We start from the raw sequence: 25,726 nt of genomic DNA on the forward strand, positions 1-25,726 counted from the left end.
AGTGCACCACAGAGTCAACACGACTATCAAACATCTGCTTTACAGATTGTTGATGTTGGACCCCGTACGAGGGAGCCATGGGTGCTTGCAGCGTAGTCGTACCTGTCAGCTACGGCACGGCGCACCAGTCGCGGGTGTGGGCCATAGCTCACCTCACCGCCATCTTGCTCGGTTAAGGCGCGAGGTGTGTGCGACAAGTCACACTACGGGATGCTAGGGGTGGCCCTGCGGGGCGGGGGTCAAACCACTAAACAGGAGACTTCTCGATGAGCAGAACTGTCACGAATGCCCTAGGCGAGCCGCTGTCCTATGGCGGTAGTTCTACGGCATGGTTTTCCGCCAGCGGGTCCGGACCGCTGCTCTACGGAACGGCCGGCAACGATTCGATGTGGGCTGACAGTTCCGTCGATGTCACTATGATTGGGGACTCAGGCGACGACATCTACTATCTTTATTCGGGGGTCAACCGAGCCTCTGAGGCGCCCAGTGCGGGCGTCGATACCATCAACACCTGGATGAGCTACTCCCTGCCGGAGAATTTCGAGAACCTGACGGTCACCGGCGTCGAAGGGTTTGGCTTCGGCAATAGTGCCAGCAACATCATCAGCGGCGGCTCTGGCAGCCAGACGATCAATGGTGGCGCTGGCAACGACGTCCTCACCGGGGCGGGTGGTGCAGACACCTTCGCTTTCAAAAGGGGCAACGGTAGCGACCTGATCAGCGACTTCGGCTCCGACGATGTGGTGAGGCTCGAAGGTTATGGTTTTACGTCGTTCGACCACATTCTTGCCAACGTTGCCCAGGAAGGCTTGGATCTCAAGCTCAGTCTCGCCGATGGCGAGTATCTCGTCTTTGCAAATACGAGCGCCGATCAGCTGCATGCGAACCAGTTCAGCCTGGCGCTGGACCGATCCGTTCTGACGCAGACCTTCTCCGATGACTTCAACACTCTGCAGCTCAGCGATGGTACCAGCGGTGTCTGGGACCCGAAGTACTGGTGGGCACCCGAAAAGGGGGCAACCCTCACCGGTAATGACGAGCTGCAATGGTACGTCAATCCGACCTATCAGCCGACCGCCTCGGCCAATCCATTTTCCGTGACGGACGGCGTTCTCACGATCACCGCCAAGCCGGCTTCACAGGCGATCCAAGCCGAAACCAACGGGTATGATTATACCTCCGGCATGCTGACGACCTACTCGTCATTTGCTCAGACTTACGGCTATTTCGAGATGCGCGCCGACATGCCGGATGATCAGGGGGCGTGGCCAGCATTTTGGCTGCTGCCGGGCGACGGCACCTGGCCCCCGGAACTGGATGTGGTCGAGATGCACGGCCAGGATCCGAATACCGTCATCGCCACCGTGCATTCCAATGAGACCGGTTCTCAGACCAGCATCGCAAGCGCAGCCAGGGTCACCGATACAAGTGGCTTTCACAAATATGGTGTGCTTTGGACGGAAGAGGAGATCGTCTGGTACTTCGACGATGCCGCGATCGCACGCGCCGACACCCCCTCGGACATGCACGATCCGATGTACATGCTTGTCAATCTTGCGATTGGCGGGATGGCAGGCCCGCCAACCGACGGGCTCATGGGCGGCGCTGAAATGAAGGTCGACTATGTCAAGGCCTATTCGCTCGACGCCGACTGGCACATCTGAGTTAGGAAAGCAGACCTGAACCAGGAAAGAGGTTTCCAGCGGCCGGCAGCCCCAAGGCTCTGCCGGTCAGAATGGATCGACTGAACCCGCTTTCGCTAACCATTCTTTACACCGCGCATGCGTTCTCTTTGATGAAGGACCAGCTCCTCATCAAGCATCGACGTGCCGCGAAGACGTCGGTGCATTCAGAATCTTTCGCAAGGGCAAACGCTCACTTGGGGCGTTATCACCCTGCAGACCGGTTGGGCTCGTTGACAGTTTCATGGGACAAGAAGGGAAACGGGACGAAGTACCCCCGATCGAGATCTCCGGGAAATCGCCAAACTTGTTCCCTTAGGAACTGCGGGGATTTTCAGTAACTGTCATAAATGAGAGCCTAGAACGGAAATCTGCAGAAACAGCTCGTGCACCAAAGGGAAAGCGCACATGACGTGAATGGATTCCTAGTTCATCAATACGGTCATCGACGCTATCCGCGTGTGCTTAATTCGAGCGCAGGAGGGTATAATTATGGGGCCGGTAACTCTTGTACTGACGGTATGCCTTTTGTCAGCACCCGAAAAGTGCCGTGAGGAGCGCCTGGAGCTCGAGATCCAAGATTCGCTGACGCAATGTATGTTCCGTTCCGTTATGTATGTCAGCAACTGGTCTGGACAGCATCCAGGCCTAAGCGTCAGAAAATGGCGTTGTGAGGTACCGGTTGCCAGCCGAGATGCCTGAATGTTCCGCCCCAAGGCGTTCGTCGCACTGGCGCAGCGACGAGCTTTCAATCCAGGCCTGGATTTCCGATGTCAGTGGGCCAGATGACTTCCGTCAACGTCGCTACCGCATGCAGCGCGGTCGGGCAAACTCATCGAGATATCGTGATGAACGATCCAAGCGTCAGGACCCTTGTAGTTGATGACGCCGCGCGCTGTCCGCTCGGACGCGTTCACGAAAAACCGGTAGGATAGAACTCTCGAGTGGCCTTCGGCGCGACCGGACTTGCCAGCGAGCGTACAGCAATCTCGAAGTCTTCCGGCGTCCTCTTCAGCTCATATTGATTCAGGATGGTGCGGTGGTAGTCGATCGTGATTGAACCTCGGTCCGACGCATCTCTTTGAGGAACTGGGCGCCGACTGCCATCGACAAGTCGTCCCTGATCGTTGCCGGAGGCAGCATACGACCTGCTGCTACCGGTCAACGATGACGTATTCGTTTCGGCCTTAAGGCCGTCGTTGACCAACTCTCCCTACTATGAGAGTTGGGCCTCGATTGCCGACTTGTCGATGACCGACCATACCGAAACGATCTTCGATCCTACGAATTCGTAAAAAACGTTCTCTGTAAAGGACACTTGCTGTCCATTGACGCTCAGGCCCAAGAACTCGCCTTTAGGGGAGCAATTGAATGAGAGGCGGGCGGCAAGGCGCGGCGGCTCGCATACAAGCAGTTGAATATTGAACTGCAAATTTGGAATGTCTTCGAAGTCCTTCACCAGCATTTCCCGGTAGCCCGATATCCTTAGCAGCCGACCGTTGTGCTGGATTTCGTTGTCAACGAAGTGGCCAAGCTCGTCCCAGGCTTGCCGATTGAGACAATCCAAGTAGGCACGATATATGTCAGCGAGTTGTCTGATCAAAACTGTCTCCTTACGTTGAAAGGCCAACTCATAGAATTGGATCGGCGGCACACGGACGGGAAACGCTACGTTCGTACCGACCGACGCCAACGAGTCGTGACGTGCCTTCGTCACTGGGCAAGATTCATTCATGAAGAAACGCCGAGCATTCCGCCGTAGCTCAAGGCCGGCCTGATCCATGTCCAGTTAAACCATTCATCCTTCCCCGGACGGCAATGGCCGCCTCGGCCGACTTCTGATCACCATCTCTGTTTTTGCGCGACAGGCGTGCTTCGACAACCTCTGCTCTACCGGACCGCCGCCGCCGACCTTGGATCGAAACTGCTCCTCCGTCATGCCGATCCGACAATTTTGGCCCGTGCAGCGGCGTCCATAACCGGAGCGGAACTACGCAGGCGCCACGTATTTATGGCGTCGCTCGGCCTACTTTAAAAGGCATGTCGTGCCTCCGCTCCGCTCGCACGATCCGCTGCAGCATAATGCAGCTCGGCTGACTAGTCGGATGACTTGATCGCGCCATCGAAACCGGCTGCCTCACGAAGCAGCCGTTGGGCAGATTGCAGATCCGTTGTCGCGAAACCCTCCGCAAACTTGCCGCAGAGTGGCGCAAGCAGGTGATGAACGTCGCCGAACCGGTTCTGCCCGATCCTTAGTCGGGCTAGGCTTGTCGCTGCGCGCAACTCCCACAAGTCAGCGCCTTGCCCTCGCGCGAGCTCGCCCGCGTGCTGGAGCCGTGCTTCCCCCTCGGCACGATCAAACGCGGGCAGCTGCAGCATCAGCTCGCCCGTCAGCCGATGCAATTCCGCCTCGAACCACCGCTCGCCCGTTTCGCGCGCTCGCTGCAGCGCGTCGGTCAGCAAATCCAAGGCTCGCTTTGCTCCTGCGCTCTGGGTCTCGACGCGCGCGAGCAAGCTCAAAAAGTATGGAACCAGGAATCTCGCTCCAGTCATCTGCCATGACGCTAAGCCTTCTTGCACCTTCGTGCTGGCCGCCGGTAACTCACCCGTCTGTCCTAACGTCCAACCTTGCACAATTTTACCGGCACCGAGGAAATGCGGAGAACCCTGCGCTCTTGCGAGCGTGATTAGTGAACCTGCCCGGTCTCGGGCTTCTCGCCAATCACCGCGAAGCTGCGACAGGATGCAGCCGTAGAGCAGGGCGAAACCAAGCGTGTTGCTGTGAGAAAGTTCCCTTGCGTCCGCCAATGCCTCGTTACTTCTCGCCTGGGCCTGCTCGGGATACCCAAGAGCGAAGAGGGTCAAGGAGAGGACCGACAGCCCCGCCACCCGAGGGTCCTGGGCGAACAGGAACGCGAGGGCGCGGTGTTGCTGCGGGTCATAGAGTGCGAGCGACCGTTCCAGATATTCACGGGCATTAGCGATCTCGCCGCGAAGGAACGCACCGGTTCCGGCGATGCGGTTGCCGACGATTTCAGCGGACACCTCCCGTTCTTCCTGCGCGCGCCGGAGCAGTTCCTCTCCCGCCTTCCTCCCCGCCTCCAGCTCAGCGCGCACGACGTGGAAGACCCAGTCCCCATAAAGGACAGGGAAGAGCCTGCTTTTGTCCCCCAGCCGCTCGCATAAATTGCGCGCTCGCGCATTTGCCCGGCCGACCTCTGGCGCTGCCCAACCCTTGGCGGTCATGAGGGCGACGCTGAGAGCGACTTGGAATTCGAGTTCCTTTCTCCATCGCACAGCATCATCAGGCAGCCCTCCAAGCAGCTCCAGCCCTCTTGTCAGATGGGTAATCGCTTCGGTCGTTGCGGATCGCGCAATCTCTGCTTGCCCGGCTCTGAGCCAATAATTGACCGCGGGTTCTAGCCGTCCCGCCTCCGCATAGTGCTGGGCTAAAAGTTCCGGCTGCGTCTGCACCATTTCGGGGAAGCGTTGCTCGATCGCTGTGGCGATCGCCGCGTGCAACCTTTGTCGTTTCGTGCGCACAAGCGTGGCATAGGCGGCGTCGCGTACGAGCGCGTGCTTGAAGCTATAGGTCAGTTGCGGGGGAGTCCCGTGGCGGAACACCAACCCCGAGGAAATGAGGTCCTCCAGTGCTTCCTCTACCTCGCTCGTCTGCAACGGCGCGGCGGTCACGAGCAACTCATGCGAGAATTCTCGACCGATTGCGGCCGCAACCTGCGTTACCTCCCTGGCGGGCGCTAGTCGATCGAGCCGGGCCAATAACGACTCGTGAAGCGTAGCTGGAATAGAGATTGCCGACAGCGGACTCGCGAGAGCGTAGTGATCGCCCTCGTCTTTAAGCAAGCTGGTCTCCAATATCGCGCGCGTCAGTTCCTCCACGAAGAGCGGAACGCCGTCTGTCTTTGCGACGATCTCATTGAGCACTTCGGTAGGCAGAGCCCTGCGGCCGGTCAGCCGGTCGACCATCTCTGCGCCTTGCCGACGGCTCAAACGACCAAGCGTCAAAACGGTGACATGGGGATAGCGCGTCCACGGTGGGAGAAACTCGGTGCGGAATGTGATGAGCACCAGCACCGGCGAGTCTTGCACGCGGTCAACAACAAGATCCAGCAACTCAAGCGATGTCGGATCAGCCCAATGCAGGTCCTCGTATACTGCCAGGACGGGCTGACGTGCAGCGAGCCCGATGAGCTGATCGACGAGTACCTCCAGCATTCGCTTCTTCTGCCGGTGCGGGCTCAACTCCAATGGCTGATAGCGATCGTCCGCTGGCACCGACAGCAACGTCGCAAGCAGCGGAGCCGCGTCGGCGACCTCTTCGGTCGATTGCGTGAGCAGCGCTTCGAGCTTGCTCAGTTTCACTTCGGGGGGATCCTCCGCGGCGAAACCAGCTGCCCGCTCCAGAAGGCGGATAACCGGATAAAGCGGGCTGGTCTGATGATATGGCGAGCAGTAGTGGCTAACGGTCGTATGCGGCTCGCCTTCCAGACGCCGGCGCAGGGCACGAACAAGACGCGACTTGCCGATGCCGGGCTCGCCCGCTAACAGCACCACGCGGCCTTTTCCCTTTTTGACTGCCTCCCAGCGCTTCAGCAGGAGGCCTATGTCGTGCTCGCGACCGACGAGCGGGGTCAGGCTCGCCCCGTGCAACGCTTCGAAGCGGCTTTCCGCAGAGCTTTCACCGAGTACGCGCCAAGCAGGTATCGAAGCAGGAAAACCCTTCAACGGGTGGAAGCCGAGTTCGGCGAGATCGAACAGACCGCGTATCAGCTGGCGGGTAGCGGATGCTACCACCACAGCTCCCGGCTCGGCGACACTTTGCAGTCGTGCCGCTAAATTGGGCGTTTCGCCGATTACCGTCTCCTCACGCGCTGCACCTTCGCCAATCAGTTCGCCGACAACAACCAACCCAGTCGCGATGCCGACGCGAGCTTCCAGCTTCTCCCCATGCGGTGGTTGCAGCTTCCGCACTGCGTCGATGGCCGCGAGCCCCGCTCGCACCGCTCGCTCCGCCTCATCCTCGTGAGCGCGCGGATAGCCAAAGTAAGCGAGCACGCCATCGCCCATGTACTTGGCAACGTGTCCTTCGAATCGCGCGATCGCGCCCGCTACCGCGCGCTGATAGCCGCGGAGCAGTTCGCCCATCTCCTCTGGATCGAGTCGTGAGGAAAGCCTGGTCGAGTCGACAAGGTCGACGAACATCACGGTGAGCTGACGACGCTCCGCCTCCGGGACGATTACAGGTGTCGCGCCAACCCCAACTGCGCCGCTCGGTTGTTCAGCGATCTCACGCAGTGCGCCGATGGCGGCAAGCAGTCTACGACGGTGCCCTACTGAAGCGACGCCAAGCCCAATCAGGTCCTCGGCCGTAAGATGCCTGAGTACTTCAGGATCGATGTCGTTTTGGCGGAACGTTCCTTCGTACTGTCCCAGCCCTTGATCGCGCAGCCAGGCACCGATGTCCATGGCTCCTTCTCCGTCTACTCGGAGTGCAAGGTTCTTCAGCATACTCCAGAAGTCTCTAAGCCGCACGTCCCCAAGCAAAGAGGATGGCGTCGTTCGAAGGCGTTCACCTGCTCTTTGCGGCTGCTTCACAGCTTCACGGGAACAAGGGGCTTGCGCGCCGGACCATGGATCACCGACCCACCGGATGCAAAGATCGATCCGTGGCAGGGGCAATCCCAGGTGCGATCGGCATTGTTCCAGGTCACGGTGCAGCCCTTATGGGTGCATGTCGCGGAAACGCCATGCAAGGATCCATCTGCAGCCCGACAGACCGCGATCTTCTCATCGCCTCTCTGAATCACCCCGCCTTCACCGATCCGGATGTCGTTCGTGCTCTGGACGATAGATTGGCTGTCGCCATTTTTATGAAAGTCCTTGGGGTAGGACCGTATCGGGTTGTAGAGCCCCTGCCAGGGGTTGAAACGACGTTGGATCGTGTCGGCAATCACCGCTCCGGCCGCGGTGCCATTGCTGATTCCCCAAGCGTTGAAGCCGGTGGCAACGTGAAAGCCCGGAGCCTTCTGAGGATCCGGTTCGCCGACATATGGCACTCGATCCGCCGTGTCGTAGTCCTCATTGCACCAACGCCATGCAACATCGCCGACGGGCAGGTTCTTTCGCGCCCACTCTTCCAGGTCGACGAATCGTGCCGCGACGTTCCCATCCTGACCGGTGTTGAACTTGGGGCCTAGCACGACAAGCAGCGGACCTCTGTCATCCAGGCCGGTTCGTAACGAGTGCGTGGGATCATCAATGCCGATGAACATACCATCGACGACGAGCGGATCATCAACGCGGAAGGCCATTGCGGTATGACACCGCGGCTGCGTTCGGTTTGCCATCCCTACCGGGCTCTTGACGGTCATGTTGGTCGCAACAACCACGTTTCCCGCGTGAACTGTCCCGTGAGCGGTAACGACGCGCCACCGGCTCGCCTCGCCTATCAGTATCGCGCGGCTGTGTTCGAAGATGCGACCGCCCCGGTTCGCAACGGTATGCGCCAATCCACCAAGGTATTTGGACGGATTGAATTGCGCTTGCTCGGCAAAACAAAGCGCGCCGACCGTCTCGAAGGGAAGCGGTGCGCGGTCGAATACCTCCGCCTGCAGCCCGACTTGCCGCGCAGCCTCTGCCTCGGCCTCGATCTCTCCGCGTCCATTTGAGCTCGTGGCGTAGGTGTATGCATCCTTGCGTTCCAGATCGCAGGCGATCCCATATTCCCGGATCCAGTCCTTGATCAATTCGGCTCCTGCCGAATTCGCCGCGGCATAGTTGCGCGCCGTTGGCACACCGCAAGTGTCGACCAGATGGCGGTAGATCAGCGCGTGCTGGGTGGTGATCTTTGCTGTCGAGCGGCCGGTCACCTGCTGGCCAATCTCAAGCGCTTCGACAAGGATCACTGAACGTCCCGCCTCAAGGAGACGCAGCGCTGTGGTGAGCCCGACGATCCCGCCTCCGACGACCACGGTTTCGGCATGTATCGAACTCTCGAGTTGCGGATAGCCCGTTCGGTCGGCGGTGGCCACCCAGCAGCTTCCGCGATTTCCCGGCAAGTTGACCATCCAGACGACGTCCTACGATTGCATGTGATTTCGATAACCACAGCCGTCCGCGAATGTTCCGGACCGAACTCTACAGCAGCCCTCCAAACGCAATCCGTTAAAATCGACTATGGTAAATGGCCGAGCACCTTCGAGGCGCGCCGATGTGAGCACGGAGACACCACATGGGCATCTACACCGATATCATCTTGCCACAGCTGTGATCTTTCGATGCCATGACCGACTGCAGCCCAATCGAGAGCGAGTGATCGGCGGGCGGAGGACGAGCGTTGAGGCCGGCATCGGTTCGGGCCTTAACCTGGCTTTTTTCCGCCCGGCGGTGCGGGAAGTCCTTGCACTCGGGCTGGCCGCAAAACTTCTAGCGATGGCCCGGCGCGTGCCGGATCCGGGAATGCCCGGCAGCTTCATCGAGGCATCTGCAGAATCCATCTTCCTCGACGGTTAGAGCGTCGACACAGTCGTGACCCACCAGGACCTTGCGCACGATCCCGGGCGGTCGCGGCGATTGCAGAAATGCGGCGCGTACTCAAACCTGCCGGCAAGCTGCTGTTCGTCGAACATGGATTGGCACCCGATGCCGGTATGCGCTGGTGGCAGGACCGGCTCACACCGATCTGGCGACGCATCGGGTGGAGACCGGCTACATGGCGGGCCCGAAGCCGATGACGTTCATGTATGAGGGCAGCGCACGCCCTAGGTGACGACGATCAATAGGCCGGGTTGATCGGTCTATCCATGCACAACTAAAATGGTGCAGTACGACGCTACCCTTTGATCACAGATCGAGAACATCCTGCGATATGCTGCGGAGGCCCGCGTGAACATCGCCTGAAACAGCGCCTCCAAGCACCCGTAGGCCGGAAATCTCCGAGAAAGCCCCCCCCCCACCATATTGAACTTGTCATGACCTCCATTGCAAGGAACAAACCTCTTGCCCGCGAACCACCTGAGGCGCATGATTTCACTGACGGCAAACTGTACGGGGACGCTTGCTAGAGGTCAGTTCGAAGAGGTCGAGCCATGCTGCAGTCTCACGATCATACAGATGCGGTTCTGCCTGCCGGCGTGAATTTGTTGGATGAAGTTTTCACCGAAATCCTGACCGAAAAAGGTCTCTGCCGCGATTGCGAAGCGGCCGAGCTTATCGCCAGGACGCTTTTTGCCCTCTTTCAGTCGGGTGTGCGCGAGAAAGAGGTGCTTCGTAATTTGGCAATGGACTACGCCGAGCTAGAAGTGCGCGAGAAGTCCTGCTGAGGCGAGACGCAAACGACGGAACTTCCCGTCCTCTTTGCGGTCGATTGAGAACAAACGAGGCAGCCATGCACTCGTTCAATCTCGCCGGCATCATGATTCTCCTTGCCATCGCGATACTCGCCCCGGGGTGGCTCGCAGTCTGAGGAGCAAGGCTGCGTACGAGGGCTGACTTTGAAAAGGTTAGCCTTGCGCGTCTCGAAACGGCTTGTCTCCCGGTCTTACAATAATCTTTGAGGTCGAAAGAAGCCAGGACCATTGCGATCCGGGCTCAATCAATGTTCAAACTGTATTCTCATGCAACATAAAGCATCGACGCCGCAATATTTCTTCCCCCTCGCCAATACAGGAAGTTCTATGGGCAATTCAGGAATGATGGGCCGCTGCAGAAAGGATATTAGCGGGAAGTCTTGCAGAAACAATAAAAAATTAGGGATCCGACGATTTATCGTACTTTATTTACCCTGAGCCCTGTCGGAGCCTCACGCCTCAAGTGTCGTTACTACGTGTCCATTTTCGCTTTGCGGCGCTTCCTAAATGCTCGTATCTATGTGGTCCCGGAGCTCGACCAGATCGATGAAGTGATCGACTTCGCGGCGGCCGCGTCGCCATGGCGGACACCACTGAGATCTTGCATCCTTGCGTTGCAATGCCACGACCAGACTCATGAAGTTGCCGTCGCCTGAGAAGATCACGAGATGATCCGCCGTCTTCGACATCTCAATCGCGTTGATCACCAGCTCCACATCCATGTTGCTTTTGACCCTGCGACGGCCGAGCGAGTCGGTGAATTCTCTGAGGGGGTGGTCACCACCTGGTGTCCGTTGTAGTCGAGCCAGGTCGATCAGGGGGCGGTTTGTGGCCGTTTTCCGGTTCTCCACCAGCGCAGCATCGTAATTGGCACGGAGCAGATGACGCGATTCCGGAAAATCTCGGCAGCTCGCGATAACCAATGTCGAAGCCGAGCGCCTTCGAGGCGGCAAACAGGTTGGCGCCGTCGATGAGGAGAGCTATCTTCTCCCGCTGACCGAACATGGAGAGTGCTCTTTATGAGCGCTCGGCAGAGCAGCAGGGCGCGGGACCGGTTGGCGCCAATTCACGGTCCGTGAAGAAGCTCCCGCTATGTCAGAAATCGGCGATCCGGTCGTAGCTAACGCAGAAAGCCTCACGGCAAAGATGATGCGAAGTGTGCGGCGTTGATCCGGATCGTCCAACGCGCAAATTCTGTCAACAGTGGGACACAGGCGTATTTCGAATGTCCGGGAGGAACCTATGCGAGAGCCCTAGCGACCACTCACCACAAGCTGTTCGCCGATCGCGCCGCCGCTGCTATTCGCTGAAACGGTAACAATGCCACCAGAATAACTGCCTTCTCTGCCAACTCGCCAGTGCCGCGTCAGGCCCGGCAGCACATAACCGACAAACCCTTCTCGGCGGGCAATGACTGCACCGCCCTGCGCCAGCGTCACATCGGACAGTCTCAGCCTGCTCGCCCCCTTATTTTCGACCACGAGCATAAGCCAGCCATCGGAGCGCGTTAGACTCAAATCAATCTCCGGCCCAAGGACGTCCGGCGGACGGAAAAGGACTGGCAGAACGTGTCGGGCTGAAAGGCTTTCGGCCTCGGGCGTGTTCCGTGTTGGATCAGCCTCATCGATCACCACTCGGTAGCCCTCCTCAGAGCGCAGCGGTTCCTTGCTGACGCGGACCACGCGGACGGCGCGGTTGCCGTTCGGCGACAGCTGCGCTGATATCGGGCTTGCGACCACGTCGCCAGTCGGCTCCAGTTTCTCTACCCCGCCTTTTTGGCTCCAACGGAAGACCCGCACCTTTATGCTAATCGGCCGGTCCATCTGGTTTCTGAGGTGGAAAACCGCTGCTCGATCCGGTGCAACACGCTCGATGGAGGATGGCGAAATTATGAGCGAAGTGGCATTGGCGGTGAGGGTGTACAGTAAGAACAAAGCAACTGCGCCGGTGCTCATCAGCATGGAAGTCATGGCGATCTCCTGTCCAATTGGTCAGCATGGCTTCTGTGCGAGACCCACACACCCGAGAAATTGTCATACAACGACGCTCAACGCCAGCGTCAGCATTCTATATTTGCGGCGAAAGATATCGAGACATCCACGTGGTAGTCCATTATTTCTAGGTTCGTGCAGCACTTGGCCTCTGATGAAATCCGACCGGATTGGGAGAAATGCCCCATACCCCACTTATCGCTACCCTTGTTGCCGGCCTTGGGCTTGCCTTCATTCTCGGCACGCTGGCGAACCGACTTCGCCTGTCGCCGTTGGTCGGTTACCTCTTGGCAGGTGTCTTGATTGGTCCGTTTACGCCCGGCTTTGTTGCAGACCAAGCGTTGGCGCGCCAACTCGCCGAACTCGGTGTAATCCTGTTGATGTTTGGCATAGGCCTACATTTCTCTCTGCACGATCTACTTTCGGTACGGACGATCGCGCTTCCTGGGGCATTCGGTCAAATGGCTCTGGTGACATCGCTTGGGTTCATCGTCACGCAGGTGATCGGATGGCCGATCGGAGCTGGCCTTGTGTTTGGATTGGCCCTGTCAGTGGCGAGCACGGTTGTAGTTCTCCGAGCTTTGCAGGAGAAGCGACAACTTGAAACCGATGGAGGGCGTATTGCCGTCGGATGGCTAGTAGTCGAGGACGTCGCCATGATCCTCGCGCTCGTATTGTTGCCAGCCTTCGCCGGTGTCCTTGGCGGTAGTGCGAACCGGGCGGAACCACACAACAGCGAAATGCTAACATTTCTTGAGCCGCATACGATTTCGGGTGCGCTCGGACTTACGCTGGGCAAGCTCGCCGCCTTCTTTGCGCTCATGGCAATCGTCGGCCGGCGTGTCATTCCCGCGATACTTCACTACGTAGCTCATACGGGTTCGCGAGAACTTTTCCGTTTAGCCGTGCTGGCGATTGCCCTCGGAGTGGCTTTTGGGGCCGCGGAACTCTTCGGTGTCTCGTTCGCTCTCGGCGCCTTTTTTGCGGGAATGATTCTAGCCGAATCGCAGTTGAGCCAAAGGGCCGCTCAGGAGACGCTGCCGTTGCGCGACGCATTTGCCGTGCTCTTCTTTGTCTCCGTAGGCATGTTGTTCAACCCCATGATTTTGATTGAGCAACCGCTGCTCGTCGCTGCAACATTCCTGATCATCGTAATTGGCAATGCTACAGCCGCATCCGCCATCGCCCTCATGTTCGGCTATTCGTTGCCCATAGCCGTGACACTCGGCCTGAGCCTGGCACAAATCGGCGAGTTCTCCTTTATCCTTGCGGGGTTAGGTGTTGAACTTAAACTCCTTCCAGAGACGGGACGTGACCTGGTACTTGCCGGAGCGATCCTTTCGATCCTCATCAATCCGCTTTTATTTGCCGGATTGGATCGGCTGATGCCACGGCTCAAAAATCGGGGGCCAGTCAGGACGGAAGAAGAAGGCCGGATCGACATCACACCCAAACCGACAATTACCAGCCTTACTGACCATGCAATCCTTGTCGGCTATGGACGCGTGGGACGCCTGGTCGCCGAGACATTGGAGAACGCAGGGCAGCCATACCTGATCGTCGAGGAACGGCAAGTGGTTGCTGATCAACTCCGCGCCGGCGGCGTTGACGTTATTTCAGGGAACGCCGCTCAGCCACGGCTACTCGAGGCCGCCAACGTTAACTCGGCTAAGTGGTTGATCAGCGCTATTCCAAATCCATTCGAGAGTGGCAATTTCATCGAACACGCGCGCGCCACCAATCCGAAGCTAGAGATTATCGCTCGCGCCCATTCCGACGCCGAGGTCGAGTACTTAAAGAAGCTGGGCGCAGATCTGATCATAATGGGCGAGAAGGAGATTGCTCGGAGCATCTCGGAACATATCTTAAGCAAAATTAATGCACCTGACACCACCACCCCTAGCGATAGCGAGTCCCGTCTCACGTCCGAGTAGCCTTGTAGGACCTTCAGGTATTCCCGCGCCTTGGACAGGCTTGCCTGCCCGAGGCGGTCGTTCTGAGTCAGTTCTGACCAATGGCGATGACCAGCCAGACGGCGGACGGTGTTCTACTCCTAACTGCTGCCGTTTGTCGGCGCACCGCACCGGCCGCAGGCCGACGTCGGCAAAATGGAGCATCGGCTCGCTGATCTTGCAGCAATTGGTTGTAGGTGTTGGTGGTTCCGACGGCGCCGTCCATCGCGGACGTCGCGATCATCCTGCTGATAAAGCCCATGGAACTTCATCAGCTTCACGTCGTCCCCGGGTACAGCGGCCGTCAGTTCCTCCCCCGGGCCGCCTGCAGCAACCATACCGCGAAGCTGGTCGCTGCGGTCCTTCAGCATCCCGTTGGGGCCAAGCCGGCTGAGCGGCTGCGAGCTGCTATCATGGCGGCGATCGGGTGGCATCATCGGACCTCCATAAACATCAATTTCCGCGGCTTGTAGTGCGCCATATCGACGAGGGTGGGGCTCGACCCCCTTCCCACGCGCGGCATCCGCAAGCCGCTCTGCGAGAGCCGCACTGTTGCCGGTTTCGCTGCCGAAAAGAATGGTGAGGGAAGGCGCGTTGGCGGCAAGAACATCATCTGTGCTTTGGCGAGGTGCGGCGTCAAGGGGATCGCGTCGTGATCGAGCCCGACGAAATATCCACTGATCCAAAGCGCCTGCCCGGGGCGGACCGAAGTCGTGAGTACCGAGATCTGGCTCCATTGGTCGACTGTCAGTCCCGGGCCGGGAAACTCCAGTGCGGTCAAGTGGATGCCTCCAGCTTGAATACGGCGACGTTCAGGAAGCCATTTCCCAGATGCGCAGACCATGGTGTTCGATTGCTGCGCTGATGATTGCCACGCTGTCCCGGACAAACGATGGATAGACGCGCTTTCGTGGGCGCAGGTACCTTCGGGCGGAACCGGGCGTTATTAGTCATTCCCTTCCGAACTGACCATTGCCGATTCCCGCGCCGATAGTTCCTGTCGACAGTGCGATATTTTGAGCACAGAGCGGGAAGGCTTTCTTCGGTGCGCGCCACGAGGCTTGCATCGCTCTCGACCGGATGCAGAGTCCAAAGCCGGAGTCATGGGGCCCCTTTGCAACCCCATCCGGCCTCAGACCATCGAGACCGCGACTGTCCGAAACCGGCCGATCCCGCGTGCTTCCATAAGAACCTCCAGCATGTTCAAGCTTCCATCAACCTGGAGGACAGGAATTCGATGAAACGCTGGGTCTTGGCTGGAATGAGGCGTGTTTCAGTGACGGCGAAAATGCTGACGGCCGAGCCCTGCCACTCGGGCAGAATGCGTCGGAGACGGCCGAATGCCATGTCCTCAGCAACGATCTTCTCGGGGAGCAGGGCGATACCCTGGTGGTTGACGGCCAGGGCACGGATCATGCCGACGCTGTTGAGCGCGAAGCGGCCGCGAACGGCGACATCGACCTTGTTCATGCCCTGGTGCAAACTCCAGATCGGGCTTCGCAGCATGCCGATGCATTCATGCTCCGCCAGTTCCGTCGGTGTGACGGGCTCGCCTGACGCTTCGATGTAGCCAGGAGAAGCATAGAGGTGGCGCGAATGCCGCCCGATCAGGCGAGCGATTAGACCGGAGTCTTCGAGTTTGCCTATGCGGATCGCCACATCGAACGGTTCGGCGACCAGATCGACCCGACGCGGGGTCAGGTCAAATTCGAATGTGATGCCGGGATAGTGCCGTGCGAACTCGCCGATGATCGGCGTGAGGTAAAAGGTAGCGAGATCGACCGGGAGCGAAACCCGGAGGACACCGCTGGGCTGCTTAAGCATCGCGCCGAGCTGTTCGTGCGCGAGCCGTGCCTCGTCGACGATCCGCTTGCTTCGTTCATAATAGAGCTGACCGGCCTCGGTGAGCTCTATCTTGCGTGTCGTGCGGTGAAGGAGCCTCAAACCGATCGCCTTCTCCAATTCGCTGACACGTCGCGACAGGGTGGAGTTTGGCATTCCGAGAGCCTCCGCAGCCTTCCGAAAGCTCCTGGCTCTGGCGACCTCCACGAATAGTGCCATGTCGTTCAAATGTCTCATGTGATTGCGCCATAGATGGAAAACTGTTTTCAATTTTGCCGGATTTATCCTTAAATTGGAATAGTGGATAAGGGCTCTAGCAAATGGAGATCCCGATGAATCCCATCTTCACCTCTGTCCGCGTCGGCCGCTACATGCTTCCCAACCGGCTTGTCATGGCGCCAATGACCCGCAGCCGCGCCGCCTTCGATGGTACGCCAGGAGAGCTGGCTACCGAATATTACGTCCAGCGCGCCCGCATCGGCCTGATCGTCACTGAAGGCACCCAGCCCTCGGATGACGGCCAGGGCTATATCACCACACCCGGCATCTACACGCCTGCCCACATCGCCGGTTGGCGGAAGATCACGTCCGCCGTGCACGACAAAGGCGGCCACATCTTCATTCAGCTGATGCACGCCGGGCGTATGTCGCATCCGGAAAACACGCCGCATCATCGCCAGGGTGTCGCACCGTCCGCGATCGCGCCGGGAGCGGGCATGTTCACGACGACAGGGATGCAGGACATTCCCACGCCGCGCGCGTTGACGGCCGAAGAAGTGCGCCGGACCGTCGCCGATTTCCGCCACGCGGCCCGCTCTGCGATCGAGGCCGGCGCCGACGGAATCGAGATACACGGCGCGAACGCCTACCTCGTCCAGCAATTCTTCGCGCCGAGTGCCAACACGCGCACGGACGAATATGGCGGCTCCATCGAGAACCGCGCCCGCTTCGCCATCGAGGTCGCCACAGCGATCGCCGAGGAGATCGGCGCGGACAGAACCGCAATCCGACTGTCCCCCGGTACGACGATGTGGGGGATTGACGAAGGCGTCGAAGGGCCGGTCCTCTACCGCTATCTCGTCGCCGAACTCGACAAGCTCGGGCTCGCCTATGTGCACATCATGCACCAGGGCAACGAGCCGTTGCTCGCCGACGTCCGCAAGCTCTGGCACCATTCGCTGATCCTCAACCGGCCGGGTCGTCCGCGCGACCAGATCGGCGCCGACGTGGCTTCGGGGCTGGCTGATCTGGAAGCCTATGGCCAGATGGTTTTGGCCAATCCGGACTTCGTCGTGCGGCTGAAGGCTGATGCGGCGTTGAACGAGCCAGACCGCAACACCTACTTCGGCGGCGCCGCACAGGGCTACATCGATTACCCCGTCCTGAGCGCCCGGACCGATATTCGCTCATGACAGGAGATTTTAAATTGATGCAATCACCGCATTCCTCGACGGCGTCGGATAGGAAGGCACTTGCCGAGACCGAAAGCTTAGGCGCGACGGCAAAAAAGAAGGTCCTGGTCGTCGGCGCAACAGGGTTCCTCGGAGCCAAGGTTCTCCGCAAGCTAGCGCATGATGCGAGCGTTGCCGTCGTTGCGATGTCGCGTAAGGGCGTGCCGTCAAATGAGAGCGCCGATGTCGAATGGGTGCGCGGGGACATGATGGATCCAGGGTCGTTGGACCGTGCTTTGCAGGGCGTGGACGTCATCGTCAGCTCGGCTAACAGTTACATGAAGGGAAGCCTCGACACGGATTTCCAGGGCAACAGGCATCTTATAGAGGCCGCAGCAAGAGCCAACGTTGGCCGATTTGTCTTTCTCAGCATCGTTAGCTGCGAGGCTGCGTCAGCAGTGCCGCATCTCCACGCCAAGAAAGTGGCCGAGGATCTCATCCAGGCTTCCGGGATTCCGTATGTATTTGTCCGCGCGCCCACATTTCTCGATCAGAGTACGGACTTTATTGCGAAGGGTGCGCAAGCTGGCCGGTTCCTGGCGATGGGCGATAAGACTACGAGATGGTCCTATGTTCTGACAGATGATCTGGCGTCATATCTCGCCAAAGCCGCGACGTTTCCTGGCAGTGAGATCAACAACCAAACGATCGATGTCGGCTGGCGCGATGGCCCCAAGAGCCAGCAAGAGATCGCCGATCTGGTCTCCGAAATTGCGAGGAAATCTCTTAAGGTCCGGGTTGTGCCCTGGCTGGTTTTCCGCATGCTCGTACGCCCGGTAAAGCTGTTTTCCGAGCTTGGCTACGATCTGATCCAGATGTTCCTGTTCTTCAAGAAGGGCGTCTATGTTTCGAACATTTCGAAGCAAGAGCACTTCTTTGGACCTGCGCCTACATCCCGAGATGCGATCACGCGATGGGCGAAAAGTCAGCAACTAATTTCGTGATGCATAGTGTGCCGGCATTTCACGGGTAGCGAAATGGCATCTACCTCTCGGCTGAATTAGAAAATCATGGAGGAAGGAAAAGCTCCAACCATTTGGAAGAAGCTCCTCGTCAAGTTGACGTCACCGAGATGCGCCCAAGCGGGTTTCCCCATGGCCCACTGCGGAAGGCAACGACGGACACGAGCAATTCGCTACAGCGAGCTCTCGGCGTCGCAGTCCGTTCGCCCGAGCACCTGGAGAAGCCAGACGAGACCGGCATCCATCAGCGCCGCCTTTGGCACAACCGCCTGGATAGAGCTGATGGCAAGATCGAACGGCAGCTTTGCGGTGGCAACGGCGAAGCGCTCCGCATGCATCTCGACGAAGCGCTTCGGCAGTACGGATACCAGTTCTGTTTTCACGATGAGATCGAGCGCCAGCATGAAATTCGGCACCGCTAGCGCGACCCGGCGGGAAAGGTTGCGGCTCTCGAGCAGTTGATCAACGAGGCCCCGGGGATCGCCTCTGGGGGCGACGAGCAGGTGCTGCATGCGGCAATAGTTTTCGAGCGTCGAGTTTTTGAGGAACGGATGGTCAATCCGAGCCGCCACCACGAATTCTTCCTCGTAGAGCCTTTGCGCCGCGAAGCGGGCAGGCAGCTCGTAAAAGGGCGCGACCGCGACATCGATCAACCGGTCGTCGAGATCGGAAAGAGCCGACTCCATCTGCATATGGCGCACGACGATATCGATGCCCGGCGCCTTGCGGGCGATTTCGTCAAGCAGCGGCGGCAGGAACACCGAGAAGCCATCGGCCGTACCGATGGTGAAGCGACGGCAGGTGTGTGCCGGATCGAAAGGCTCGGCGGTCGAAATCACGCTTCTCACCCGCGCCAGGATATCGGCGATCGGCGCCGCGAGCGCCCTGGCGCGCTCGGTTGGGACCACTCCCTTTGGCGTCTTGAGGAAGAGCGGGTCGTTGAGCAACCTCCGGAGGCGGCCAAGACCGTGGCTGACGGCGGAGGCGGAGAGGTTCAGCCGCTCGGCCGCGCGACCGACATTCCTCTCCTCCAGCACCATTTCGAAGAGCACCAGGAGATTGAGATCGGCACGGGATATGTCGATGTCATTCAGCATAATGCTGAAGTTATATCACTTTATTCAGCATGAACAGCAGCGTAGTTCTCTCTGCTACAGGCGAGGCCACACGGTCTCCACCAAAAACGCTACGGAAGAAAGTTATGAGCGATTTCACCTGGTACATCGAATCGCTGGCGCTGCGCAGCCTACCGGCGACCCAGGCGCAAAGCCCCGCGACGGCGGATCCGGTCTTCAACAGGCGGTTGCGCGAAGCGCTCGCGGCGCCGACTGAGGCGACGGCAGTCATCGATTTCTGGCGCGAGGCCGGGCTGACGCGCTGGTTTGCCAAGGACGCCGAGTTCGACCGCGCCTTTCGCGAGCGCTTCCTCACTGCCTACGAAGCGGCAAGGCGCGGCGAACTTTTTAAGTGGACCGCTTGCCCGGAAAAGACGCTGGCGCTGCTAATTCTTCTCGATCAATTCCCGCGCAATGCCTTTCGCGGCACGCCGCGTATGTACGACACCGACCCCCTGGCGCTTGGCACTGCGCGGGCCGCGGTCGACGCTGGCTACGATCTCAAAGGACCGCCCGATCTGCAGCTCTTTTTCTATCTCCCTTTCGGCCATTCTGAAAAGCTCGCCGATCAGGAGCGATCCGTCGAGCTCGCCGGACGCCTGGGAGAGCCGAGCCTGTCCAACGCAAAGCGCCACCACGCCATCATTCACCGCTTCGGCCGATTCCCGCACCGCAACGTCATTCTTGGGCGGACGATGACGGAGGAGGAACAGCGGTTTTTGGACGAGGGCGGGTTTGCTGGATGAGGAGGTGCTTGCAGGCCTCGACCCAGACGCCGACGGAGTTAGCCGTTTCTGAACCGCGACGTGTGTCATCTCCGCAACGCGATCTATTCCCAGATCGGCGGGTGGGACGCGCCCGCCTGATTTGCAGGTGCATGTTGGCGCCTACGCTGTGGGCACCGTACCCCCATCGATCGTGTGTTCGGTACCGGTGATCGAAGCGGCGCGATCCGAGGCGAGGAATGCGATCAGGTTTGCGACCTCTTCCGGTTTTGCCGGACGACCGAGCGGAATGCCGCCCAGTCCGTCCATGATGATCTTTTTGCCGCCCTCAAGGTCTGTTCCGGCCTGCTTCGCCAGGCGCTCGGCGAGGCGGACCGAGGCTTCTGTTTCGATCCAGCCCGGCGACACCCGGACGACCCGGACACCTTTGGGCGAAACTTCCTTCGACATCGCCTTGCTGTAGGTCGAAAGCGCCGCCTTGGCTGCGGCATAGGCGGTCGTCGATGCCGGAAGCGGCAGTAGTCTCTGGATGGATGTGACATGCACGACGACGCCGCTTCCTCGGACAACCATGTCCGGAACCAGTTGCCGGTCCAATCGAACAGCCGCGAAGAGGTTGAGCGACAGCTCCTTGTACCAGTCATCATCCGATAGCGCCGAAAAGCCGCCCCCGGCGGCTGACGAGCCACCCAGCATATGGACGATGACATCGACGCCGCCGAGGCGTTGACGCGTGGCCTCTGCGACGATTGCACATCCTTCCTTAGTGGTCAGGTCCGCTTCGACGAACAGCTCTTCCGGCAGGCCTTCTGGACGCGCCCGCGCTGTCGTCAGCACCTGCGCGCCGAGTTCCCGAAACAGGCTGACGGTCGCAGCGCCGGCACCCTTCGTTCCAGCCGTAATGAGGGCTCGTTTGCCTCTCAGGTTGAGAAATTCGGTCATCACTGGATCTCCAGCCGAACGATCTTGCCGTCTTTGATGGTGAAGTAGTAGGTGAGCGTCACCGGGCTACCGGGAAACTGACCGCTCACCTTGGCTCGGACGACTGCTCTGTCGCCGTCGGCCGTGGATTCCAAAGGTTCAGCAACGTACTGAGCCGCCTTCTTCGCAGCCACCCACCATTTGAGGATTGCGACGACGCCTTGATGGCGAGCGCCTTCGTCTTCGACGACCGCTTCGGGCGCAAAGGTTCCCGACAGCGCATCCGCGTCGTTGCGGCTGTCGGCGTCGAAGTACATGTTCACAATACCGGGCATATCCATCGTGTTTCTCCTCGTGAGCTGACCTACTAATTAGCCCTCGACCATTACAGACATAAGTGGGACAAATCGGCATGCGAAATTGAATAGATCGGGACAATGGAACAAGCCAACCTGAAGGAACTTGAAGCAGTTATCGCTATTGCCCGGCGCGGGACATTTCGCGCCGCGGCCATCGATCTCGGTATGTCCACGACCGCGCTGAGCCACACAATAAGCAGGCTTGAGGCAGGGCTGGGCGTTCGATTGTTCAACCGCACCACGCGCAGCGTATCGCTGACAGATGCGGGCAGGCTCTTTGTGCAGCAGGTCGCGCCTTCACTCCAGGATCTCTATGCCGCTCTGGATTCAGTGCGCTCGCAACGCGAGACACCTTCCGGAACAATACGGATCAACGCGGCGCCCTTCGCGGCGCGCGCCATCATCTCACCACTCGTGCTTGAGTTTCTGCGCCGCTATCCCGACATGAATGTCGATATCGTCACTGAAGGAAAAATGGTCGATATCGTCAAGGACGGATTCGATCTGGGCGTCAGGGTTGCAGGTCTCGTTCCCAGCGACATGATCGCCGTGTCGCTCGGCCGGCCTCAGCGACACGCCGTTGTTGGTTCTCCTAAGTACTTCGAGCAACATGGCAAGCCCATCGTTCCTCCGGATCTTCTCAATCACAGGTGCATTCGCGTCAGGCTGCCTGACGGCTCCCTGTTCCGATGGCGGTTTGAAAAAGACGGCGAACCATTGCAAATCGATGTACGGGGACCAATCACACTGGATGAGGCCAGCCTCGTGAGGACTGCGGTGCTTGAAAGTACCGGCGTGGGTTACACCATAGAACAGGTAATTCTCCCGGACATCAAGGCGGGGCGCCTTGTCCGTGTCCTCGAAGACTGGACGCCGCCGTATCCCGGGCTTTGCTTGTACTATCCTGGGCGCCGCAATCTATCGGCCGGAGTCAGAGCGTTCTTGGAACTAGCGCGTGAGTTCTCGCGACGCGCGGCTGAGTGACTCGCTCACGAAGCGCGCCTTAGACCTATTGCCTCGCTCTTAAGCACATTCGAACCTGCGACCAATGGTGGCGCACAGATTTGAGATGTGTTTTCGATAATTTCAAACCGTCCGGCCGATGAACAGATTGGTTCAATGACTCCGGACCTCTTGCTCATACGATACGTGATGATTAATGCGCGATGAGGCGGACACGAGAACGACCCTTTCGATCGACGACGGTGTCCGGATCGCCGCGAGGGCAATGGCAACCCAGCAACAGCGGAGTATCGGCGAGGTCATTTCCGAGCTGGCAAGAGCGTTCACGGAGCCGGCCGCGGCGAGCCGCTGACGATCTCGAGGGCGGTGCGTCCGGCCGACGCGACAGGAGAGGAATTTTATTACGTCGAACTGCCGTGACTTTTCTGCTCGACGTCAATGTGCTGCCCTGATCGATCCACGCCATATACGCTATGATGACGCGCACGAATGGTTCGCGGCGGTAGGTCAGACCGCGGAGGCCCCTGCCCCATAACCGAAAATGGCGTCATCCGGATCGTCGGCAAATTGCGGTCGCTCCCCGGCAATAGTTGTTGGCCGGAAGATATGAGCATTGTCGCGTCAGGCGATGTTGCTCCCACGAAATTCTAACTTTTGGGCAGGTAACTGACACCTATCTGTGTACGCTTGCGAAGGCGGGTGGTAAGCGCCGTCTCCGCCCCATTGGACAGGCTGTATTTTGAGGCTGGCTGGGCGTGCGAAAAGGTTTCCAGGACTATCTGGAGATTTGCATGGCAGATGATGGATTTGTTGGGCGCTACGAAGTTGTCGAGCCGCGCCGCGGAAACCGACGTTGGCCGGATGCTGTGAAGGCGCGGATCGTCGCGGAAAGCCTTGAGCCTGGTGTTCGTGTTGTTGATGTCGCGCGCCGTCATGACGTTGTTCCGCACCAGCTTTCCTTCTGGCGCCGACAAGCGCGCGAGGGCATTCTGGCGCTGCCGTTTGAGGCTATGCCGGGCCTGTCGGAGAGCGGCGATGCCGAGCCTGCATTTGTGCCTTTGGCGATTGCGGCAGAGCCGAGCGAGGCTGTGAGTGTTTTGGCGCCGCCGCTGTCGGAGGCGGTTTCGTCGGTCTTGACGTTGGAGATCGGCCCGGACGTTGTGTTGCGGGTTCCCGGCGATGTGCCGGTTGAACGTGTGGCGGCTCTGGTGCGAGCCATGCGAGCGCCGGTATGATCGTCGCGGGCCAACGACTGCCGATCCTGATTGCAACGCGGCCGGTGGACTTCCGCTGTGGGCATCAGGCGCTGGCTCTGATGGTGCAGACCGAGTTGAAGCTCGACCCGCATTCCGGGGTGACGGTGATCTTCCGGTCGAAGCGCGGTGATCGTCTGAAAATCCTGGTATGGGATGGCACCGGAATGGTGCTAACCTACAAAATTCTTGAACATGGAAGCTTTGCCTGGCCCAAGGTTCAGGATGGGACGATGCGTCTTTCCAGGGGTCAATATGAGGCTTTGTTCGAAGGTCTTGACTGGCGACGGGTGATGGCGCAACGGGTGACGGCGCCGTCGGCGGCAGGGTGAGTATCCGGCCGTCTTTGCATTGTTTTATTTGGCTTTTTTGTGCTGCCTTGCTATAAGGCCGCATGTCGTCTCCCCTTGATCTCAGCCTGTTTCCGAACCTTCCGCCAGAGGTGGTGAAGGCGTTTGCGGCGATGCAGTTCGAGCTGTCGGTCGAGCGTGCTGCGCGTCAGCATGAGCAGGCTGTGGTGGCCGAAAAGGACGCGTTCATCGCCGAGTTGAAGGAACTGATCGAGAAGCTTGAGGGGCAGGTTCACGACTATCGGCGCACGAAGTTCGGGCCGAAATCGGAAAAGCTCGATCCGGCGCAGATGGAACTGGCGCTGGAAGACCTTGAAACGGCGATTGCCGAAACACAGGCGCGGATCGCCGCCGTCGAGAAAAAGATCGAAGCAAGCGCATCCGATCCGGACAAGGCCGTTCCTCGCAAGGAGCGTAAGGCCCGTGCACTGCCCGAACACCTGCCGCGGGTCGAGAGAGTGATCGAGCCTGAGAGCATCGTTTGTCCCTGCGGTTGCGGCAACATGGTCCGGATCGGCGAGGATCGGACGGAACGGCTCGACCGGGTCCCGGCACGCTACGAGGTGATCGTCACGATCCGCCCGAAATACGCCTGCCCCAAGGGTCGAACGGGCATCGTCCAGGCCAGAGCGCCGGCGCATCTCTTAGAAGGGAGCTGGCCGACCGAAGCCCTTCTGGCTGAGATTGCCGTCTCCAAGCATTCCGAACATATGCCGCTCAACCGGCAGGCCGAGGTCATGGCGCGACACGGGGTGCCGATAGACCGCACCGTCCTGGCCGATTGGATGGGCAGGACGGGTGCTGCGATCGCGCCGGTGGTCGACCATATGGCCAAACGGCTGCTGTGGGAAAGCACGCGGCTCTATGTCGATGAGACCACGGCTCCGGTGTTGGATCCGGGGCGAGGCAAGACGAAGACCGGTTATCTATGGGCCGTGTTGCGTGACGATCGCGGCTGGAATGGCTCTGCGCCGTCGGGCGTGGTGTTCCATTATCGACCTGGGCGTAAAGGCGAATATGCCGCTGAAATCCTCGACGGGTTTAACGGGACAATCCAGGTGGATGCCTACGGTGGTTACTCTCACCTCGCCACGTCGGACCGGGTGGGTGGCGATCCCTTGAGGCTGGCTTTCTGTTGGGCGCACGGGCGCAGAAAGCTGATCAAGGCCACGCCAAAGAGTGGATCGCCCATCGTCGACGAGGCGCTGGTGCGGATCGCCGCGCTCTACAAGATCGAAGACAGCATCCGGGGCTCAGATCCCGAACATCGCCGGGCAGTTCGACAGGACCTCTCCCTCCCGCTGGTGGACGCGTTCTTCACCTGGCTGGCAGCGCAAGCCAAGCGCATCTCACGCAAGTCTGACCTCGGAAAAGCCCTGGCCTATATGCTAACGCGGCAGGACGGCTTCCGGCTGTACCTGGACGACGGCCACGTCGATATCGACTCCAACCTGGTGGAAAACGCGATCCGCCGACCCGCCATGAACCGCCGCAATGCGCTCTTTGCGGGGCACGATGAAGGGGGCCGCAATTGGGCCCGGTTTGCCAGCCTGATCGGCACTTGTAAAATGAACGGCGTTGAGCCCTACGCCTATCTGTGCAACCTCTTCACCCGCCTCGCAAACGGCCACCTCGCCAAAGACATCGATGCCCTGATGCCATGGGCCTATGCCGCCCGCATCACGGCCTCACAATGAGCTCGTCAGGTACTCTTCGGTGAGCTCATTTGACCGCCGAGGATCGGCCTCAGATCGCCGCAACTGAAAAATCAATGGGGCGTGGACGTCGCAT

At 59.4% G+C, this 25,726-nt stretch carries 21 protein-coding genes and 5 pseudogenes; 15 read left to right on the top strand and 11 right to left on the bottom strand.

What is annotated here, in order from left to right:
- Window positions 1-266: 266 nt before the first annotated feature.
- Window positions 267-1,664: an endo-1,3-1,4-beta-glycanase EglC gene (eglC, locus tag PZL22_RS25315; protein ID WP_010967830.1), complete on the top strand. Its 1,398-nt coding sequence runs from the start codon at window positions 267-269 to the stop codon at window positions 1,662-1,664.
- Window positions 1,665-2,174: 510 nt separating this feature from the next.
- Window positions 2,175-2,384 carry a hypothetical protein gene (locus tag PZL22_RS25320; protein WP_013845569.1) on the top strand — a complete coding sequence of 70 codons (210 nt, stop codon included), beginning with the start codon at window positions 2,175-2,177 and terminating at the stop codon, window positions 2,382-2,384.
- A 514-nt stretch (window positions 2,385-2,898) separates the two neighbouring features.
- Here PZL22_RS25320 and PZL22_RS25325 read toward each other — a convergent pair.
- Window positions 2,899-3,375: an ester cyclase gene (locus PZL22_RS25325; RefSeq protein WP_162198851.1), complete on the bottom strand. Its 477-nt coding sequence runs from the start codon at window positions 3,373-3,375 to the stop codon at window positions 2,899-2,901.
- Between PZL22_RS25325 and PZL22_RS25330 the strand changes: the two are divergent.
- A pseudogene (locus PZL22_RS25330) lies at window positions 3,320-3,576 on the top strand (Fic family protein); the annotation flags it as partial. The gene PZL22_RS25325 and the pseudogene PZL22_RS25330 sit on opposite strands and share 56 nt — an antisense overlap.
- 203 nt (window positions 3,577-3,779) lie before the next feature.
- On the opposite strand, the gene PZL22_RS25335 reads toward PZL22_RS25330, so the two are convergent.
- Window positions 3,780-7,169, bottom strand: coding sequence for an AAA family ATPase (locus PZL22_RS25335; RefSeq protein ID WP_284718769.1), 3,390 nt, complete (start codon window positions 7,167-7,169; stop codon window positions 3,780-3,782).
- A gap of 125 nt (window positions 7,170-7,294) precedes the next feature.
- Window positions 7,295-8,770, bottom strand: a complete 1,476-nt coding sequence (locus PZL22_RS25340; RefSeq protein ID WP_127527233.1) for an FAD-dependent oxidoreductase — start codon at window positions 8,768-8,770, stop codon at window positions 7,295-7,297.
- Between the two features lie 164 nt (window positions 8,771-8,934).
- Here PZL22_RS25340 and PZL22_RS25345 point away from each other — a divergent pair.
- Together PZL22_RS25345 and PZL22_RS25350 are read left to right on the top strand one after the other, a co-directional pair.
- Window positions 8,935-9,471 (top strand): annotated as a pseudogene (locus PZL22_RS25345) (class I SAM-dependent methyltransferase).
- A gap of 319 nt (window positions 9,472-9,790) precedes the next feature.
- Window positions 9,791-10,024 carry a hypothetical protein gene (locus tag PZL22_RS25350; protein ID WP_127527232.1) on the top strand — a complete coding sequence of 78 codons (234 nt, stop codon included), beginning with the start codon at window positions 9,791-9,793 and terminating at the stop codon, window positions 10,022-10,024.
- A 530-nt stretch (window positions 10,025-10,554) separates the two neighbouring features.
- On the opposite strand, the pseudogene PZL22_RS25355 reads toward PZL22_RS25350, so the two are convergent.
- Window positions 10,555-11,056, bottom strand: a pseudogene (locus PZL22_RS25355) (LabA-like NYN domain-containing protein).
- 248 nt (window positions 11,057-11,304) lie between these two features.
- Entirely contained in the window at window positions 11,305-12,021 is a 717-nt protein-coding gene (locus tag PZL22_RS25360) for a fimbrial biogenesis chaperone (RefSeq protein WP_127527231.1), read from the bottom strand.
- A 200-nt stretch (window positions 12,022-12,221) separates the two neighbouring features.
- Between PZL22_RS25360 and PZL22_RS25365 the strand changes: the two genes are divergently transcribed.
- Window positions 12,222-13,976, top strand: coding sequence for a cation:proton antiporter domain-containing protein (locus PZL22_RS25365; protein ID WP_127621745.1), 1,755 nt, complete (start codon window positions 12,222-12,224; stop codon window positions 13,974-13,976).
- 67 nt (window positions 13,977-14,043) lie between these two features.
- On the opposite strand, the gene PZL22_RS25370 is transcribed toward PZL22_RS25365, so the two are convergent.
- The 3 genes from PZL22_RS25370 to PZL22_RS25385 all read right to left on the bottom strand — a co-directional run bounded on the left by PZL22_RS25370 (window position 14,044) and on the right by PZL22_RS25385 (window position 16,073).
- Complete coding sequence (locus PZL22_RS25370) at window positions 14,044-14,256, bottom strand: hypothetical protein (RefSeq protein ID WP_284718820.1); 213 nt, start codon at window positions 14,254-14,256, stop codon at window positions 14,044-14,046.
- A 171-nt stretch (window positions 14,257-14,427) separates the two neighbouring features.
- Entirely contained in the window at window positions 14,428-14,775 is a 348-nt protein-coding gene (locus PZL22_RS25380) for a hypothetical protein (RefSeq protein ID WP_127527229.1), read from the bottom strand.
- A 422-nt stretch (window positions 14,776-15,197) separates the two neighbouring features.
- Window positions 15,198-16,073 (bottom strand): LysR family transcriptional regulator, encoded by an 876-nt coding sequence (locus PZL22_RS25385; protein WP_127621743.1) that lies wholly within the window; start codon window positions 16,071-16,073, stop codon window positions 15,198-15,200.
- Window positions 16,074-16,156: 83 nt separating this feature from the next.
- On the opposite strand from PZL22_RS25385, the gene PZL22_RS25390 reads away from it, so the two are divergent.
- Window positions 16,157-17,248, top strand: coding sequence for an alkene reductase (locus PZL22_RS25390; protein ID WP_127621742.1), 1,092 nt, complete (start codon window positions 16,157-16,159; stop codon window positions 17,246-17,248).
- On the top strand, window positions 17,245-18,231 hold the full coding sequence (locus PZL22_RS25395) for an SDR family oxidoreductase (RefSeq protein ID WP_127621741.1): 987 nt from the start codon (window positions 17,245-17,247) through the stop codon (window positions 18,229-18,231). Before PZL22_RS25390 ends, PZL22_RS25395 begins: the two co-directional genes overlap by 4 nt.
- A gap of 191 nt (window positions 18,232-18,422) precedes the next feature.
- Here PZL22_RS25395 and PZL22_RS25400 read toward each other — a convergent pair whose 3' ends face one another.
- Complete coding sequence (locus PZL22_RS25400; RefSeq protein WP_127524759.1) at window positions 18,423-19,346, bottom strand: LysR family transcriptional regulator; 924 nt, start codon at window positions 19,344-19,346, stop codon at window positions 18,423-18,425.
- A 104-nt stretch (window positions 19,347-19,450) separates the two neighbouring features.
- On the opposite strand from PZL22_RS25400, the gene PZL22_RS25405 reads away from it, so the two are divergent.
- Together PZL22_RS25405 and PZL22_RS25410 are read left to right on the top strand one after the other, a co-directional pair.
- A complete protein-coding gene (locus tag PZL22_RS25405; protein ID WP_127527225.1) occupies window positions 19,451-20,110 on the top strand; it encodes a DUF924 family protein in 660 nt (219 codons plus the stop codon).
- Between the two features lie 8 nt (window positions 20,111-20,118).
- A pseudogene (locus tag PZL22_RS25410) lies at window positions 20,119-20,230 on the top strand (MarR family transcriptional regulator); the annotation flags it as partial.
- A 21-nt stretch (window positions 20,231-20,251) separates the two neighbouring features.
- Here the strand turns inward: PZL22_RS25410 and PZL22_RS25415 are convergent.
- Both PZL22_RS25415 and PZL22_RS25420 read right to left on the bottom strand, forming a co-directional pair.
- A complete protein-coding gene (locus PZL22_RS25415; protein ID WP_127527224.1) occupies window positions 20,252-21,031 on the bottom strand; it encodes an SDR family oxidoreductase in 780 nt (259 codons plus the stop codon).
- Complete coding sequence (locus tag PZL22_RS25420) at window positions 21,031-21,351, bottom strand: nuclear transport factor 2 family protein (RefSeq protein ID WP_088201064.1); 321 nt, start codon at window positions 21,349-21,351, stop codon at window positions 21,031-21,033. Before PZL22_RS25420 ends, PZL22_RS25415 begins: the two co-directional genes overlap by 1 nt.
- A gap of 96 nt (window positions 21,352-21,447) precedes the next feature.
- Between PZL22_RS25420 and PZL22_RS25425 the strand changes: the two genes are divergently transcribed.
- From PZL22_RS25425 to tnpC, 5 genes and pseudogenes are all read left to right on the top strand, one after another.
- Entirely contained in the window at window positions 21,448-22,353 is a 906-nt protein-coding gene (locus PZL22_RS25425; protein ID WP_284718770.1) for a LysR family transcriptional regulator, read from the top strand.
- Window positions 22,354-22,748: 395 nt separating this feature from the next.
- A pseudogene (locus PZL22_RS25430) lies at window positions 22,749-23,039 on the top strand (PIN domain-containing protein); the annotation flags it as partial.
- Window positions 23,040-23,123: 84 nt separating this feature from the next.
- Entirely contained in the window at window positions 23,124-23,567 is a 444-nt protein-coding gene (tnpA, locus tag PZL22_RS25435) for an IS66-like element accessory protein TnpA (RefSeq protein WP_017273156.1), read from the top strand.
- Window positions 23,564-23,917 (top strand): IS66 family insertion sequence element accessory protein TnpB, encoded by a 354-nt coding sequence (gene tnpB, locus PZL22_RS25440; protein WP_010975401.1) that lies wholly within the window; start codon window positions 23,564-23,566, stop codon window positions 23,915-23,917. The genes tnpA and tnpB overlap by 4 nt, the downstream gene beginning before the upstream one ends.
- Before the next feature lie 62 nt (window positions 23,918-23,979).
- Window positions 23,980-25,632 (top strand): IS66 family transposase, encoded by a 1,653-nt coding sequence (gene tnpC, locus PZL22_RS25445; RefSeq protein WP_284718771.1) that lies wholly within the window; start codon window positions 23,980-23,982, stop codon window positions 25,630-25,632.
- The last annotated feature ends 94 nt before the right edge of the window (window positions 25,633-25,726 follow it).

The organism is Ensifer meliloti (assembly GCF_030064585.1).
Lineage (GTDB): Bacteria > Pseudomonadota > Alphaproteobacteria > Rhizobiales > Rhizobiaceae > Sinorhizobium > Sinorhizobium meliloti.